This is a genomic window from Leptolyngbya sp. FACHB-60, assembly GCF_014695775.1.
GTDB lineage: Bacteria > Cyanobacteriota > Cyanobacteriia > Phormidesmidales > Phormidesmidaceae > Nodosilinea.
The window spans coordinates 15844-31653 of sequence record NZ_JACJOX010000036.1 but is presented as its reverse complement, the minus strand read 5'-3'; the positions used below and the strand labels follow the sequence as shown (position 1 = coordinate 31653).

Sequence of the window (15810 nt, the reverse complement as noted above, 5' to 3'; positions counted from 1 at the left end):
TCTACGGGAGTCAAACCATGGGTACCTGGGTTAAGGAAACCGATGAAGCTTTTTACCTGATGCAGGGAAACAAGTGGATCTCCCGCATTCAGAAGCGCCCCTCTGCCGCCAACCCCAACGAGCGGGTGCTGAATGTGGAGGGCATGCGGGACTGGTTTTTGCGATCGGATTCGCCCCTAGCCATGACGGTGTCGGTAGGAACCGGCGGGCTAGAACCAGAGAAGGCTGGGTCTACGGAAGGGCAAACCCTACCGCCCGCAGGCGAAACTCCACTCCCGACGGGCGGTGACACCTTACCCGCAGAACCTGGCTCGGGCGGCGAACCTGCCCCTGAGCCCGCCAAGAGCCTCGCGCTGCGGGTCAAAAGCACGACCTATTTTAAGCTCCAGCCCAAGCTGGCCAATGATCTCACCGATGCCGAAAAGGTGCTGGTCACCAACGGGACGACCTTTAACATTCAGCACTATATCGACGTGGGCAAAAACCACTGGCAGGTGCAGCTGCTCGAACCGACTCTAGGTGATAAAACCAATCGCACCTGGTATGTCTACACCCCAGATATTGATGTGCTGACTGGCGTACGGCTCCGGGTGATCAGCGACACTCTTTTCAAAACCGAGCCTAAAATTTCGTCGCAGCTGAGCGAGTCGCAAAAGGTGTTTGTCAAAAACGGCACGCAGCTAAGTCTGCTGGCCTTTAAGCCAGCGGCGGGCGACCATTACGAGGTTGAACTGGCCGATGCGATCGCGGGTGCCGCAGTCAACACCAAATGGTATGTCTACAGCCTCGACACCAAGGTAGACGGCAATCGTCAGACACTAGAGGTGACAGGTGACACCATCTTTAAGGCTCGGCCAGTGCAAGCTAGTCAGCTCACTGACGCCGATAAGGTGCTGGTGAAAAAGGGCACGGTCTTTTTGCTAAATTCCTATGCTCAGCCCGAGAGCAACCATGTGCGGGTGGCCCTGCAAGGTGCTTTTCTCGGCCCTCAAAACCGCACCTCTTGGTACGCTTACGTGCCCGATATTCAAATTTCAGGTACTGAAATTGGCAACCGTCCCGGTGACCAAGGGCCAGGGCAGCCCAGCAATCCAGCCGATCGGGGCGTGCCGTTGAGCTTCCCTGGGTTTAAGGGCACTTATTACTCCAACGACCCGATTCAGCCCAAAAACCGCTACGGTGTGCGGGGCAATTTTACCTGGGGCGAAGCCCTGCACGTCAACCGCTCTACCGGGGCCTACCGTCGCCCCGCCAACGCTGGCGTGATCTACAACATTTTGAAAGTGGCCGACGCCATGGAAGAAATTCGCAAAATGTACGGCGATAAGCCGCTGAAAATCAATTCCTGGTATCGCGACCCTGCTACCAACGCGGCGGTAGGCGGAGCCTCAATGTCGCGTCACCTATCGGGCGATGCGGTGGACTTTGTGGTGCCCGGCGTGCGGTGCTCGGATGTGTATGCGCGGCTCAACGGCTGGTGGGGCAACCGGGGTGGATTGGCTAGCTCGTCGGTGTTTACCCATATCGATGTGCGGGGCTACCGAGCCCGCTGGAGCTACGGCTACTAGGCTGGGGCCTGTTCGGCGAGTCTTGATGGCTCTGCGGTGGGGGAAGCCTCACCGCAGAGGTGTTTTGCGATGCCGGTATCCTTTTTTAAATCGCCGCGCATTATCTGCGATTTACAACCCAAGGTTTGTAGGGGCACAGCATGCTGTGCCCCTACTTAGATCAATCAGAGATGGCAGAAAGTTTCTAGCTCTGGTAATCCTTACGCTGGCGCTGAGCTTGGGGGGAATGCCGGTAGCGGGCCTGGCGCTTTTGCCCCCGCCGGCGACTGCCATCACCCCCGATTTGGCAGATTTTCCTCTGGTGAAATCCTACGATTTGGGTATGGCTAGTCTGGCCCAGAGTGGGACGAACATTGACACCATGCCGCTGGCGCTCACGGGGGCGATCGCCCTTCCCCCTGGCAATTCCCCTATTCCCTGGGTTGTGGTGCTCCACGGTCGCCATGCCGGGTGCCACTTTCAGCCCGAGACCACTAGCCAGTGGCCCTGTGACCCTGAACCTCGCTTTGATCTGGGCTTTGCCTACTTGGCCCAGGCCCTGGCTGAAGCTGGCTACGGTGTGCTGATTCCTAATCTAAATGCGGCCTTTAGCGAAACCTATGGGGCCACCGCCGACACCCGCAACGACTTTGCTGATCAGCGCAGCGGCCAAATTATTGACGCCCACCTCACCCGCCTAGCTATGGCTCACCACGGAGATACCTCTGATTTTGGGGTGCCTTTAACGGGGCGAGTTGACCTAGCTCGTCTGGCGATGGTAGGTCACTCTATGGGCGGCGGCGCGGCGGCTCTTAGCACCTTGCAGCGGTTTGGTAGCGAGGACAAAATCGCCTCTAGCCTTCGCCCGTCGGCTCTAGTGCTGATCAGCCCTACTCGTAGCTACCCCATCGCCCAGCGCCCCGACGCCTACCAGCTGCCGGATGTGCCGACGGCGGTGATCGCTGGAGGGTGCGATCGCGACATTTTTGACTTCAGCAGCCTCTACTATGTCGACATCGCTCGCCAGCAGCCCCGCACAACGCCGATGGTAGGAATTCTGCTGGCGGGGGCCAACCACAACTATTTCAACGCTGCCGTGGCGGAAGATGACTATTACCGCAGACCCAACAATGGGCCGTTGTGCAACCCTCAGCGATCGCGCGATCGCCTGTCGCGGGTGGCCCAAGAAGGTTTTCTGGCCCAATATACCCAGGCGTTTTTGGGCACCGTCTGGGCTGCTCCTGGGCAGGCCAACCTCGCTGAGGTGGGCATGGCTCCCAACCGAGTGGCCCCAGCGGAGCTGTTTGAACAGCCGGTACTTACCGCTCTCGTGGCTCCCAATGCCCAGCGCTACACCGTGTTTGAGGCCGAGAATGCGCCAGCAGCAGTTCTCACTGCTGGTCTAAAGGCGACGTTCTGCGAGTCGCTAACCGATTGCCAGCAGCCCTCGCGGCCCTACCCTCACTTTCCGACCCTGCTTGCCCTGGGGTGGGAGACCGCTACAGAGTCGCTGCAAGTGCCGTTGGAGGGCGTCAACGTTGGCGGCTTTGCCAGTCTTGAACTGCGTCTCGCTTCTGATCCATCCTGGTCAATACCCCAGGGGCAGCCGGTGTTTGCGGTGGTGCTGCGCGATAGTCAAGGAGGGGCGGCGCGGGTCGAAATTCTCTCGACGGTGCCTGCTTTAAGGCAGTTTGAGGCTGACCCTACCCACGGCAACACGGCACCCCTCTATCCCAGCGCCCTGCGCATTTCCCTGGGGCAGTTTTCAGGTGTAGATCTGGCAGCGTTGACAAGTGTAGAGCTGGTGTTTGACCAGGTTCCCCAGGGCAAGATGCATCTAGCCAGCATTGAGTTTGTGGGGCAGAATTAACGTTCCTATATGCCTTCAAAGGTGCTGTGGCGAAAGGTGTAACCTGCCGCCTTGAGCTTTTGGTTCGACACCCGCACGTTGTAGGGCCGAGCACTGGGTTGGGATGGATCCCACTGCACAGGTTCTAGTTGGTTGGCCTGGCAGACGCGATCGATCAGCTCGCGCACGGTGAGAATTTCGTCTTGCACCAGATTGTAGAGGCCGCTGAGAGATTGGGATTGGGCAAAGGCGATCGCCCCCACAATGTCATTTAAATGAATCCAGTTGCTGCCTTCGTGGCCGGAGCCAGGGCGGGTGGTGCCAGCGGCGCGGCTGTAGATCTTAGCCAGCTCGCGCCCTGGGCCGTAGATGCCGCCGAGGCGGAAGATGCAGACGTTGCGCTCAGGTGTAGTTGCCCCCAGCAGTGTTTGCTCGGTCTCTGCCATCGTGCGGGCGTTGTCGGTGGCGGGTTTGACTGGGTCATCTTCGCTCACCCAGGCCCCATCGTAGTTGCCATATACGGAATAGCTGCTGGTGAAGATAATTTGCTTCAGGCTGGGAGCTTGATCGAGGGCGCCCACAACGGTTTTGGCGGTATTTAGGTAAATTTCTTCGTAGCTGGCTTGGCGACCGGCCCCTACGCAGATGAGCAGCGTGTCTTGGTCTTGTAAGAGAGCGGCAATGCCGTCTGCATCTGACCCATTCACCACCTGCACATCCGCCGCTACGGAGCGTAACTCTTCAATGCGCTCGGGGCTGGTGGTGGTGGCGGTGACCTTGACGCCTTGGCTGCTCCAAAGCTGGGCTACTGCTTTGCCCACATATCCACAGCCCAAAATTGCTGCATTCATGGCTTTAAAATCCTCAGTGCTGCGATCGCGGCGTTTTTACGCGCTTCTTTGATGCTGCGGCCTTGACCAATGCCATAGTTTGTGCCGCCAGCCCAAACTTCTAGGGTAAATACTTTGGCGTGGTCTGGGCCAAGGCGCTCTTTTTCTAGATAGCTTGGCAATGCTCCACCCATGTGGGCCTGCACATACTCTTGCAGCTTGGTCACGGGGTCGGCGGCCTGAAGGTCTAGGGCGCGATCGATTAGGGGGCCAACGATCGCCTCAACGTAGCTATAGGCGGCGGCAATGCCAGCATCTAAGCGGTAAGCGCCGATCACCGCTTCAAACATGTCAGCTTGAACGCTAGGATTGTGGCGCTCGTGCTGGGCTCCAGCCCCTAGACGCATTTGGTTGGGAATGCCCAACTGCACTGCTATCTCTGCTAGGGAAGGCTCATCAACGAGGCGATCGCACCGCTGCGACATTTCCCCTACGGCCAGGTGGGGATAGCGGGCAAAGATTAAATCGCGCACCACAACTTCAAGAATGCCGTCGCCCAAAAACTCTAGGCGATCGTAATCGGGGCCTTCGCTGGGGTGTTCGTTGGCGTAGCTGCTGTGGGTGAGCGCTTGCCGAAGCAAGGCTGGATTTTGAAAACTGGGCAGAGACATTGTGCGATCGTGCTGATGCAGAAAACCGAGTTCTGTAGCTATTTCAGCTTTAGTGTTAGGTGGTGCAGGTTCAAAATGTAAGACCATAATCTGGTTCAGCCGTAACCCTAAAGATTTGTAAGTGCGTCCTTCGCGATCGCTGAATTCGACTTCAAAGGCTGACCCATTGGCTAAGGTCTCGGCTACTATGCCAACCTGCCCTCTCCAAAGATTGTACTGAGGCAGGTCAACCGTTAGGGCTACAACGTCTAATAGCTGAGGAGAGCGATTTCACGGCGACTCATTGATCTTCTGTCAATAAATCAGTGCTCATCCTTGCGGCTTTAACTTCCTCAATGCTAAGCGCAGGCTCCTTGCGATGAAACATCGCATGACAATTAGGACAAACAGGCAACAGATCTCTAATTGGATCAACCTGATATTCCCCACCCACCTCTGACAAAGGTTTTAAATGATGAACATTGATGAAATCTCTACCCAAATCTCCAAACTCTTCTCCAAAGTTGAAGTTACAAACCTTACAGCTCAACCCATGATAATCAATACATTTCTTCCTAGCCTCAGGATCTCTTTCATAAGCATTCACAAATACTTTGCGAACGGCTCCTTCATAGTAATCTTTTGATTCTATTTCGCCTGGGAAGGCAATGTAATCTTCTACTAAATACCAAATTTGCTGTTTCTTGCTTTGATTTGGCCTATTCTGGTTAATCCAGTTAGATATTCTTTCCTTCTCTTTCCTTGTTGGCTTGGATACATTCTGAGCGAAGCTGCCTATAGCATTTTCACTATCTCTCAAGCTTATAAGAGCATGTTTTACGGTATCCGACCAAGACTTCCAATCTGTTTTGTCTAGTTCTTTAATGTTGATTTTTTCGACCTCAGAAATCAGATCTTCCGTAGAAGCTTCTTTGAATGGATGATTCTTTATCTTTCTTAAAAGAAATCCTTTCAATTCTTTTGTCACACGAGATTTTGTCATAATTTAGTGCTAGCAGGATGGGCAGTATTCACCATCAACTATTAAGCAGCATAAGGTTTAGGTTCGGGCAGGGGCAACCCGTCTTCCTCTAGCAAAAGCTGTAAAACCTCCTGACCACTTCGGGCCGCTTCTTCATAACTGTTGCCGTGGGTACGATAGGTCTGTTTGGGAAAGTCGGGCAGATGCACCAGAAAGCAATCATCTTCCTCTGACCAGACAATTACCATTTCATAACAAAGGGTGCTCATTATCTCTCATTCCCTTACTGCATTACTCCTTTAAAGAAAACATCCTCTGGCTAGGTTAGCCTCAACAGCGAATTTCAATCGGTTTCGGCTGTGCTTAGGTTGGTCTATGCAGTAGAGCAGCTTGCTTTTGAGATTCGGCATAGATTCTGAGAGCTGCTGCCATATGTTGCTCTGCGCCTTCCCCTTGAGACTGAAACCAGTTCAAGGTTTCGGCATCAATGGGCACAGTGACTATAGAAGCCGATGATTGATGAGGCATTCGTAGCTTTGCTTTTGCAAAGAAAGCCTCATCAAGCGGCGGAATATCAGAAGTGTCGATATCCTCGTCGGTCATTGCGTCAATTCTGGCCCAATCGGTCTTGGATGTATTGTTCATAGCGCTTTCGTTCATGCGAGAGTGCCTTTCTTAAAGAAATGACGCGAATGGTATTTGCTTCTGGCTCTGTGAATATGATCACGATAACGCGGCCATCCAGCAAGCCAATGCCCAACCATCGGTCTTCACCATAATCATCGCGCTCATCTAAATCAATCAACAACGGCAAGTCAAAGATTCGATACGCGTCTGCGAAGTCGAAGCCATGCTTACCGATGTTGGTCTCATTCTTTCGGTCATCCCACTCAAACTGCATAGGCGGCTCAGGTTAGGGCAGCTCGGTGGTGCCCATCAGGTAGCGATCGCACTCCCGCGCCGCCCCACGCCCTTCATTGATCGCCCAAACCACTAAGCTTTGGCCCCGGCGACAATCCCCAGCCGCAAACACGCCTGGAATTGAAGTGGTGTACTGCTCATGCTCAGCCTTCACATTGCTGCGGCCATCTTTTTCTAAGCCCAACGCATCAATCAACGGCTGCTCGGGGCCAAGGAAGCCCATCGCCAACAGCACCAGATGGGCGGGGACGACCTTCTCGGTGCCGGGCACGTTCTGAGGCACAAACCGCCCATTCTCGTCTTTGCCCCACTGAATCTGCACCGTATGGACAGCCTTAACGTTGCCCTGCTCATCGCCCTCAAACTTGGTGGCGGTAGTCAGGTAGGCTCGGGGGTCGTCGCCAAACATAGCGGCGGCTTCTTCTTGGCCGTAGTCCATCTTGTAGACCTTAGGCCACTCGGGCCAGGGGTTGGCGGCAGAGCGGGTTTCAGGTGGCTGGGGCATGATTTCCACCTGGGTGACGTTGTTGCACCCGTGGCGAATGGAGGTGCCCACGCAGTCGGTGCCCGTGTCGCCGCCGCCGATAATCACCACATCTTTGCCCGACGCCGAGATGTAGTCGTTGCCAGGGTAGCCATCCAGCAGCGATCGCGTATTGGCGGTAAGGAATTCCATCGCAAAGTGAATACCCTTCAGGTCACGCCCTTCGATGGGCAGGTCACGGGGCTTAGTGGAACCGGTGCAGAGCACCACCGAGTCGAACTCCTTCAGCAAGTTTTCCGCAGAAATGTCTTTGCCGACTTCGGTGTTGCAGACAAAGGTAACGCCCTCAGCTTCGAGCACATCTAGCCGGCGCTGCACCACCTGCTGCTTATCGAGCTTCATGTTGGGGATGCCATACATGAGCAGGCCGCCGGGGCGATCGGCCCGCTCGTACACGGTGACCCAGTGGCCCGCCGAGTTGAGCTGGGCGGCAGCGGCCAGCCCAGCGGGGCCAGAGCCAATCACCGCGACTTTTTTGCCCGTGCGCTGCTGCGGTGGCGTGGGGGTAATCCAACCCGATTCCCAACCCTTTTCGGCAATGGAATACTCAATATTCTTAATTGTCACGGGGGGGCTGGTGATGCCCAGCACGCAGGAACCCTCGCAGGGGGCGGGGCAGACGCGCCCGGTAAACTCGGGGAAGTTGTTAGTCTTGTGCAGCCGCTCCAGAGCTTCTTCCCACAGACCGCGATAGACCAGGTCGTTCCATTCAGGAATCAGGTTGTTGACGGGGCAACCGCTGGCCATGCCGCTGATGGTCATGCCCGTGTGGCAAAAGGGGGTGCCGCAATCCATACAGCGCGCCCCCTGGGTGCGGAGGTTTTCCTCCGGCATGTGAAGGTGGAACTCGTCCCAGTTGCGAATGCGATCGGCGGGGGCGACTTCTTGCGCCACTTCCCGCAGGTATTCCATAAAGCCAGTCGGTTTTCCCATGGTGGTTGTCCTGAAAAGAGTGTTGATGGGGGAGACAGATAGGATAGGCAAAGCTTATACATGCCTACCAAAAAGTTTCTTTGGAGTGATTGGGCATGGTCTATCGACCTTTGCCTCTCTACGGATTGCGTAGGTTGGGTGAAGCGTCAGTGGAACCCAACATTGCCAGGGTTTGCGTTGGTTTCCACTCTGTTCCACCCAACCTACGCTTTAGTAGGTTGTGGTTGTAGGGTAGTTAACTCCCCCCAATCCGCGCGACGTCGCGAGCGTTTTCTTCAAACGCTGCCGTTAGGGCATCGTCGCCGGTTAGCCCATCGGCCAGAGCTTTTTGAATGTGTTGCAGTACGCGCTTGTAGTCGCGGGGCATCACCTTCACAAATTTGGAGACTGCGTTATCCCAGTCTTCGAGCAGCTTCAGCCCCCGCTTGCTCTGGGTGTAATCGACATGACGCTGAATCAGCTCTTGCAGGTCGCGAATTTCTTCGGGATCGGTGAGCTGCTCCAGATCCACCATCTCGGTGTTGCAGCGGGTGGCAAAATCGCCCGCTTCGTCAAGCACGTAGGCGACACCGCCGCTCATGCCTGCCGCAAAGTTGCGCCCAGTTAATCCCAGCACGATCGCCTTGCCACCGGTCATATATTCGCAGGCGTGGTCGCCAACCCCTTCCACTATTGCGGTCACGCCCGAGTTGCGCACGCAGAAGCGCTCACCTGCTAGCCCCCGAATGTAGGCTTCGCCACTGGTAGCGCCATAGAAAGCGACGTTGCCGGTGATGATGTTTTCAGCGGGCACAAAGGTCGACTGCTTGGGCGGATAGACAATCAGCTTGCCGCCGCTGAGGCCTTTGCCTAAGTAGTCGTTGGCTTCGCCTTCCAACTCTAGAGTGACGCCCTTGGGCACAAAGGCCCCGAAACTTTGCCCAGCACTGCCCTGGAAGTGGAGGTGAACGGTGTCTTCCGGCAATCCCTCCCAGTGGCGTTTGGTGATCTCGTTGCCGAGAATGGTGCCGACGACGCGGTTGACGTTTTGAATTGGCAGGGTGGCGCTGACCTTTTCGCCCCGCGCGATCGCAGGTTCGCACAGCTCCAGCAACGTGGTCATATCCAGCGATTTCTCCAGGCCGTGGTCCTGGGCCATCTGGCAGTAGCGCCCGACTTCGGGGCCAACCTCCGGCTGGTGCAGGATGGGGGAGAGGTCGAGGCCCTTGGCTTTCCAGTGGGCGATCGCGGCCTTTGGCTCCAGCACATCGGTGCGGCCTACCATCTCATCCAGGGTGCGGAAGCCCAGCTGGGCCATGATTTCGCGCATATCCTGGGCGATGAACCGCATGAAGTTGACCACGTGGTCGGGGTCGCCCATGAAGTGCTTGCGCAGCTCAGGATCTTGGGTGGCGACACCCACGGGGCAGGTGTTCAGGTGGCAGACCCGCATCATGATGCAGCCCAGGGAGATCAGGGGGGCGGTGGCAAAGCCAAACTCTTCAGCCCCAAGCAGGGCGGCGACGATGACATCGCGCCCGGTTTTCATTTGGCCGTCGGTTTCGACTACCACCCGGCTGCGCAGGTTGTTCATCACCAGGGTTTGGTGAGTTTCGGCGAGGCCCAATTCCCAGGGCAGACCGGCGTGCTTGATGGAAGTTTGGGGAGAGGCCCCGGTGCCGCCGTCGAACCCGGCAATTAGAATGACATCGGCGTGGGCCTTAGCTACCCCAGCGGCGATGGTGCCAACCCCAACTTCGGACACCAGTTTGACGTTGACGCGGGCATCGCGGTTGGCGTTCTTAAGGTCGTGGATCAGCTCGGCCAGATCTTCAATGGAGTAGATGTCGTGGTGGGGCGGTGGCGAAATCAGCCCCACGCCCGGCGTGGAGTGGCGCACCTTGGCAATCCAGGGGTAAACCTTGCGGCCCGGTAATTGCCCGCCTTCGCCAGGCTTAGCACCCTGGGCCATTTTGATTTGGATCTCTTGGGCTTGAGACAGGTAGAGGCTGGTGACGCCGAAGCGGCCAGAGGCTACCTGCTTGATGGCGCTGTTTTTGGAGTCGCCCTTCTCGTTCGTCCAGGTGTAGCGATCGGGGTCTTCGCCGCCTTCGCCGGTGTTAGATTTGCCGCCTAGGCGGTTCATGGCGATCGCCAGCGCCTCGTGGGCCTCCTTAGAAATCGACCCGTAGCTCATCGCCCCGGTCTTAAACCGCCGGGTGATCGCCTCCACCGGCTCCACCTCATCGAGGGGAATCGGCTCGCGCTGCTTGAACTGGAGCAGGTCGCGCAGGCGAAAGAGCTGCTTCTCTTGCTCGTTCACCAAGGCGGCATAGCGCTTATAGGCCTCGTAATCGCCTGTTCTCACCGCTTTTTGCAGTGAGTGAATGATTTCGGGGCTAAACAGGTGCGCTTCTCCCTCTTTGCGCCACTGGTAGTCGCCGCCCGCATCCAGGGTAATGTGCTCGGCAGGGCGATCGGGGAAGGCGTGGCGGTGCCGCTTGAGGGCTTCTTCAGCTAATACGTCTAGCCCGATACCCTGAATGCGGGAGGCCGTCCAGGTGAAGTACTGGTCAACGACGGTGTGGTTGAGGCCCAGGGCTTCGAAGATCTGCGCGCCGCGATAGCTCTGAATGGTGGAGATGCCAATTTTAGAGGCGATTTTGATCACCCCCTTGGTGACGGCCTTGATAAAGTTTTGGCAAGCTTTGTCGAACTCCATCGGCGGCAGCAGCTGATCGTTGATCATGCCCTCGATGGTGTCAAACACCAGGTAGGGGTTGATCGCGCCGCAGCCATAACCAATCAGAGTGGCGAAGTGGTGGACTTCGCGCGGTTCGCCCGACTCCAGCACCAGACCGACGCGGGTGCGGCTGCCGTTGCGAATTAGGTGATGGTGCAGGCCTGCGACGGCCAGCAGCGCGGGGATGGGGGCGTGGTCAGCGTCAAGGGTGCGATCGCTCAAAATGATTAGACTGGTGCCATTGGCGATCGCCTCATCCGCCGCCGCAAAGATTCCGTTCAGTGCCGCTTCTAGCCCTGCTTCACCTTCAGCCGCTGTGAATACGCTCGGCAGCGTCACCGAAGAGAACCCGTTACTGCCAGCATTCTTCAGCTTAGCCAGTTCCGCATTGGTGATGATCGGCGTTTTGAGGTTGATCAGCCGACAGCTCTCAGGCTCGGGCTTCAGCAGATTGCGCTCGCTGCCGATGGTGGTGTCTGCGGAGGTGATGATTGCCTCGCGAATGGAGTCGATGGGCGGGTTAGTCACCTGGGCGAACAGCTGGTGAAAATAGTCGTATAACAGCCGGGGCTTATTCGACAGCACGGGCAGCGGCGTGTCGGTACCCATGGCACCGACGGCTTCCACACCGCTTTCGGCCATGGGCTTGAGCAGCAGGCGTAGCTCCTCGAAGGTGTAGCCAAAAGCGGTTTGGGCGATCGATAGGGGCGCAGGAGTGGGTAGGGGCGCAGCATGCTGCGCCCCTACGGGGTTTGTGCCATTGCCGTTTAACCCTGCGGGGTCTGTGGCCTCCGGCAGATCCGCCAGTTTCACCAGGTGCTGATCGAGCCATTCCCGGTAGGGCTGCTCGGCGGCAATTTGATGCTTGATCTCCTCATCGGAGACAATGCGACCCTCTTCCATATTCACTAGGAACATGCGGCCCGGCTCTAGGCGACCCTTGTAGGCGACCCGCTCGGGTTCGATAGGCAGCACCCCGGCCTCCGAGGCCATAATCACCAGGTCATCCTTCGTCACCGTGTAGCGAGAAGGGCGCAGGCCATTGCGATCGAGCACCGCACCCATCATCGTGCCATCGGTGAAGGCGATCGCCGCCGGGCCATCCCAGGGCTCCATCAGGCAGGCGTGGTATTCGTAAAAGGCTTTTTTCTCGGCGCTCATCGATTCATGGGCCGTCCAGGGTTCGGGCACCATCATCATCATGGCGTGGGGAAGCGATCGCCCAGCCAGCGTCATCAGCTCCAGGGTGTTGTCGAAAATGCCGGAATCGCTACCTTCTTTGTTGATCAGCGGCTTGGCGCGATCGAGATCGCCGCCAAATAGCTCAGCCTCAAACATCGACTGGCGGGCATACATCCAGTTGATGTTGCCGCGTAGGGTGTTGATTTCGCCGTTGTGGGCCACATAGCGATAGGGGTGCGCCCGCTCCCAGCTGGGGAAGGTGTTGGTGCTAAAGCGCGAGTGCACCAGGGCCAGCGCGCTTTCCATTGCCTCATCGGCCAGGTCGGGGAAGTACAACCCCACCTGCTCTGGCGTCAGCATGCCCTTGTAGACCACCGTGCGGCAGGACAGGCTGGTGGCATACCAGTAAGGGTCGATGCCGGTGGGGTGAATGGCCGAATGGGTGCGCTTACGAATGATGTACAGCTTTCGCTCAAAGGCTTGGTCGTCAGCGAGATCGGGCGATCGCTGAATAAACACCTGCTGCATGAAAGGCTCGCTAGCCTTGGCTGTCTCTCCTAGAGAGGCGTTGTCGGTAGGCACATCGCGCCAGCCCAGCACCTGTTGCCCTTCTTCTGCGGCAATTTGCTCGAAGACGCGACGACCTTGTTCGCGGTCTGCCGGTGTGGGTGACGAAAAGAAAAAGCCGACACCGTAGTGCCCCGGTGCCGGTAGGGTAATGCCCTCTGCCGCCGCCACCTTGGCCATAAATTTATGGGGCATTTGCAGCAAAATACCCGCCCCGTCACCGGTGTTAGCCTCGGCCCCCACCGCGCCCCGGTGGGCCAGATTGACCAAAATTGTCAGCCCCTGCTGCACGATGCTGTGCGACTGAGCGCCCTTCATGTGGACGATGAAGCCAACGCCGCAGGCATCGTGTTCGTACTGCGGATGGTAAAGACCTTGAGCTTGGGGCGGTTGAGATAGGGTCATTGATTTATCGAGCAACAGGAAGGAACTCAAACAGGCATAGCTATAGACTGTGCCTAGATATTCTGCGATGAGCCATGGGGCGTTGACTAGTCCCTTAAGCAAATAATCAGCTCAACGCCTTAAGAAGTTTGCGAAATATCACGAAGATCAGTGTTTTTTATCGGCAAGAATTTCTGCTAAATCAAGCACATCTACAAGAAAAGATATACTGCGATGCCAACAAACGGATTTTCCGTCAGGTTGAGAGACTGTTTACAAAGGATCTATCGTAACTTGGGTTGCCTGCACCCTTGAGAGGGGTGTGTTCAAGCTTAGAATATCTCTTAAGAAGAAATATTTAAGGAGGAACTCAGCTTTTTTTGTAGAGGCAGAACCCTTAAAGCAACCTCTAAAGCATATTTCTGTAATGAACTTCAGCCACAAAGCCAAGCACAATCAAGCCTTATTCTACTCGAATAGGCTAGCTAGATCAGTTCGAGACGAGCACTTTGAAGTGTAGATGCCCCACTGGGATTTATATAGAAGTTAAAAGGCTTGTAAATTGTGTGATCTGCTGAATGATTTGCAGCTTCGGCGATCAAATACGCCTACATATTTTGTTGGGTAGCTTGAGTGATCTGATTATCGCGCTGGTAGGCCAGATAACTGCCGTGAATAATGACCGTAATTGTCTGATCGCAGAGCCATGTCAGCATCATGTTGCTGCTTTTAGTATTCGATGACAGGAAAAAGTTGCGATCGCCCGATCGCATCTCTCCCCCCGGGAAATACAGGTAGTAGAAGCCAATATTGCAGATTTGCTAATCGATAAAGGCTACAAACTCAGCGAATTGCCCAGGTTGGCTGTTAGCTCTCTAGATGTCAAACGGTTTAAGCTGTCTGACAAAGTTTTTATGTGGCAGCGTCGTATTGAATTTTTTGGCCTTCGCCTATCGGTAGCTGAGTACCTTTCACGGCGTCTGCGCTTGCATGGGTGGCACTGACAAGTGAAGCAAAAGATGAATGCTATTGCGATTCCCACTTTGAAGCGCTAACAGCCTACGCAAGTCTGCCTTTGCTAGTGCTGCATCCGTCCTCATCCCCGGCTTTTCTCTTTAAGTAGAGAAGAGCCGGGGATTTCTGTGTCTAAAGCCGCAAGCCGATCGCAACGGCGAAGCTGGGCCATTGGGGGCGATCGCTAGGCTCATCCTCAAATCCACCATGGTGGAAGCAAGCTGTACTAACTTCTCCAAGCAAGAATCCCTAACGTGACATTGCATTAGAACGGCTTGAGCTGACTCGGTGCGGGTAGATTAGGTGGGCGATCGCTGCCAGCATTCCCGTCCGTTGCCCTTAAAGCTAATGAAGCTCAGTCAATCGGCCGAATTCCGTCGCTGGTGCTCAGGCTTTACTGCCAATAGAGCAGCCTTATTGAAAATCTGTTGCATTAATCTCGGGACTTGGGTATCTTAGTAACAACGATAGTCAATAGCAACAGCAACCGATGTCCCTAGGGTATCGCGTTCAGTAATTCTTAGAAAAATGCCTTAATGCTTTATAGGAAAGGGCTTCAGCTCTTCTAAGCCTCGGCTTAGCCCTACACCTTAGCGTTTAGTTCAGAGTTAATTTCAATAAGTTCAGACCCTTGGCGGTCATCACTATGGAGATTCAGTCGAGTTAATATGCACGTTTTAGAGTCAGATTATTTAGGGTCAGGGCAAGACCTTCAAAATACTGCCCCCGCTCAAACCGTGGTTGATTTAGATCGCGTTACCCGTTGGAATGTCTACCGCCGCCTACAAGAGCTGCATATGGTGTGCGCCTGTGGTGGCGATCGCCCCCTCACTGTTGCCATCCACACACCCGCCGATGCTCTGCTGGTCTGGAGCGTGGTGCAGGCTGCCACTCAGCCTAAGCTAGTTCTCGCCGACCACCTCAAGTGCTGCTGGCAGCAAAGGAGCCTGACATGACTCTCCACGAGTCCGCCACCCTAGAGGCTGGGACCGCAATGCCCACTGGCCAAGTACTCAAAGGGCAGTATAGCGGGGCCTATCGTTCCGACAAAGGCAAGATTAAGGGACTGCTGCTGCAAGCGGGTGAGGCCAAGTTCACCGTTAAGCTGCCCAAATATCTGCGCCCCATGCTGGTGCGAGAGCTAGCACCGGGTGATTTTGTGCAGGTCTGGGCCTATCCCGAAGATGATCGCTGGCGGGCCATCAATGTTTTGCCTTTGCCCCAGTGCGAGGCTGAGATGCTGCGACAGCAGTGGGGCGACCTTGTCCCTGCCTCAAAGCCGGCTCAGACCTCGCAAAAACGCATGTGCATTGAGGTCTGCACCAAGGGCAAATGCTACAAGCAGGGCGCTCGTCAAGTCCATAGCGCCCTGCAAGAGGCCGTGGATAGCGATCCAGCCTTGGCCCACGTTGCCATTAAGGAAACGGGCTGCATGAAAGCCTGCAAGCAAGGCCCAAACCTGCGCATGCCCAATGGCCGAATGCTGCACCGAGTCAGCCCCGCCGAAGCTTTAGCGCAGCTGGATGCAAAACGATGACCGCTCAGGAATTTGACCCCCAGCGGTGGGACCATTGGCTGGTGATTGTGACCTTTGTGGTGCTTTCAAGCTGGATTATCTGGAAGGTTTATCTCGATTCGTAGGTGGTGAGCGTGAGCGATTGTCAGCTGGAGGACAACTACAGCCA

12 protein-coding genes are annotated in these 15810 nt (G+C 55.9%); 4 read left to right on the top strand and 8 right to left on the bottom strand.

Annotated elements, in window-relative coordinates:
* The first annotated feature begins 17 nt into the window (after positions 1-17).
* Together H6F57_RS14195 and H6F57_RS14190 are read left to right on the top strand one after the other, a co-directional pair.
* A complete protein-coding gene (locus tag H6F57_RS14195) occupies positions 18-1568 on the top strand; it encodes a D-Ala-D-Ala carboxypeptidase family metallohydrolase (protein WP_190627107.1) in 1551 nt (516 codons plus the stop codon).
* Positions 1569-1713: 145 nt separating this feature from the next.
* On the top strand, positions 1714-3417 hold the full coding sequence (locus H6F57_RS14190) for a hypothetical protein (protein WP_190627105.1): 1704 nt from the start codon (positions 1714-1716) through the stop codon (positions 3415-3417).
* A gap of 5 nt (positions 3418-3422) precedes the next feature.
* Here H6F57_RS14190 and H6F57_RS14185 read toward each other — a convergent pair whose 3' ends face one another.
* The 8 genes from H6F57_RS14185 to gltB form a co-directional block, all read right to left on the bottom strand.
* Positions 3423-4247 carry an SDR family oxidoreductase gene (locus tag H6F57_RS14185; protein ID WP_190627103.1) on the bottom strand — a complete coding sequence of 275 codons (825 nt, stop codon included), beginning with the start codon at positions 4245-4247 and terminating at the stop codon, positions 3423-3425.
* Positions 4244-4897, bottom strand: coding sequence for a ribonuclease III (gene rnc / locus H6F57_RS14180; RefSeq protein ID WP_190627101.1), 654 nt, complete (start codon positions 4895-4897; stop codon positions 4244-4246). Before rnc ends, H6F57_RS14185 begins: the two co-directional genes overlap by 4 nt.
* Before the next feature lie 280 nt (positions 4898-5177).
* Positions 5178-5879: an HNH endonuclease gene (locus H6F57_RS14170; RefSeq protein ID WP_190627098.1), complete on the bottom strand. Its 702-nt coding sequence runs from the start codon at positions 5877-5879 to the stop codon at positions 5178-5180.
* 41 nt (positions 5880-5920) lie between these two features.
* Positions 5921-6127, bottom strand: coding sequence for a type II toxin-antitoxin system HicB family antitoxin (locus H6F57_RS14165; protein ID WP_190627097.1), 207 nt, complete (start codon positions 6125-6127; stop codon positions 5921-5923).
* Between the two features lie 94 nt (positions 6128-6221).
* Entirely contained in the window at positions 6222-6518 is a 297-nt protein-coding gene (locus H6F57_RS14160; protein WP_190627094.1) for a hypothetical protein, read from the bottom strand.
* Entirely contained in the window at positions 6466-6759 is a 294-nt protein-coding gene (locus H6F57_RS14155) for a BrnT family toxin (protein WP_190627091.1), read from the bottom strand. The genes H6F57_RS14160 and H6F57_RS14155 overlap by 53 nt, the downstream gene beginning before the upstream one ends.
* Positions 6760-6771: 12 nt before the next feature.
* Positions 6772-8256 (bottom strand): glutamate synthase small subunit, encoded by a 1485-nt coding sequence (gltD, locus tag H6F57_RS14150; protein WP_190627089.1) that lies wholly within the window; start codon positions 8254-8256, stop codon positions 6772-6774.
* Between the two features lie 235 nt (positions 8257-8491).
* Positions 8492-13132, bottom strand: coding sequence for a glutamate synthase large subunit (gltB, locus tag H6F57_RS14145; protein WP_190627087.1), 4641 nt, complete (start codon positions 13130-13132; stop codon positions 8492-8494).
* A 1661-nt stretch (positions 13133-14793) separates the two neighbouring features.
* Here gltB and H6F57_RS14140 point away from each other — a divergent pair.
* Positions 14794-15081: an Asr1405/Asl0597 family protein gene (locus H6F57_RS14140; RefSeq protein ID WP_190627085.1), complete on the top strand. Its 288-nt coding sequence runs from the start codon at positions 14794-14796 to the stop codon at positions 15079-15081.
* Positions 15078-15662 (top strand): (2Fe-2S) ferredoxin domain-containing protein, encoded by a 585-nt coding sequence (locus tag H6F57_RS14135; protein WP_190627083.1) that lies wholly within the window; start codon positions 15078-15080, stop codon positions 15660-15662. The genes H6F57_RS14140 and H6F57_RS14135 overlap by 4 nt, the downstream gene beginning before the upstream one ends.
* Positions 15663-15810 lie beyond the last annotated feature (148 nt).

Bases quoted from the DNA above. Each gene is read 5' to 3' on its own strand.
- H6F57_RS14140 (WP_190627085.1), top strand. From the start codon at position 14,794: ATGCACGTTTTAGAGTCAGATTATTTAGGGTCAGGGCAAGACCTTCAA.
- H6F57_RS14170 (WP_190627098.1), bottom strand. From the start codon at position 5,879: ATGACAAAATCTCGTGTGACAAAAGAATTGAAAGGATTTCTTTTAAGA.
- H6F57_RS14160 (WP_190627094.1), bottom strand. From the start codon at position 6,518: ATGAACGAAAGCGCTATGAACAATACATCCAAGACCGATTGGGCCAGA.
- H6F57_RS14195 (WP_190627107.1), top strand. From the start codon at position 18: ATGGGTACCTGGGTTAAGGAAACCGATGAAGCTTTTTACCTGATGCAG.
- H6F57_RS14155 (WP_190627091.1), bottom strand. From the start codon at position 6,759: ATGCAGTTTGAGTGGGATGACCGAAAGAATGAGACCAACATCGGTAAG.
- gltD (WP_190627089.1), bottom strand. From the start codon at position 8,256: ATGGGAAAACCGACTGGCTTTATGGAATACCTGCGGGAAGTGGCGCAA.
- H6F57_RS14165 (WP_190627097.1), bottom strand. From the start codon at position 6,127: ATGAGCACCCTTTGTTATGAAATGGTAATTGTCTGGTCAGAGGAAGAT.
- H6F57_RS14185 (WP_190627103.1), bottom strand. From the start codon at position 4,247: ATGAATGCAGCAATTTTGGGCTGTGGATATGTGGGCAAAGCAGTAGCC.
- H6F57_RS14135 (WP_190627083.1), top strand. From the start codon at position 15,078: ATGACTCTCCACGAGTCCGCCACCCTAGAGGCTGGGACCGCAATGCCC.
- gltB (WP_190627087.1), bottom strand. From the start codon at position 13,132: ATGACCCTATCTCAACCGCCCCAAGCTCAAGGTCTTTACCATCCGCAG.
- rnc (WP_190627101.1), bottom strand. From the start codon at position 4,897: ATGTCTCTGCCCAGTTTTCAAAATCCAGCCTTGCTTCGGCAAGCGCTC.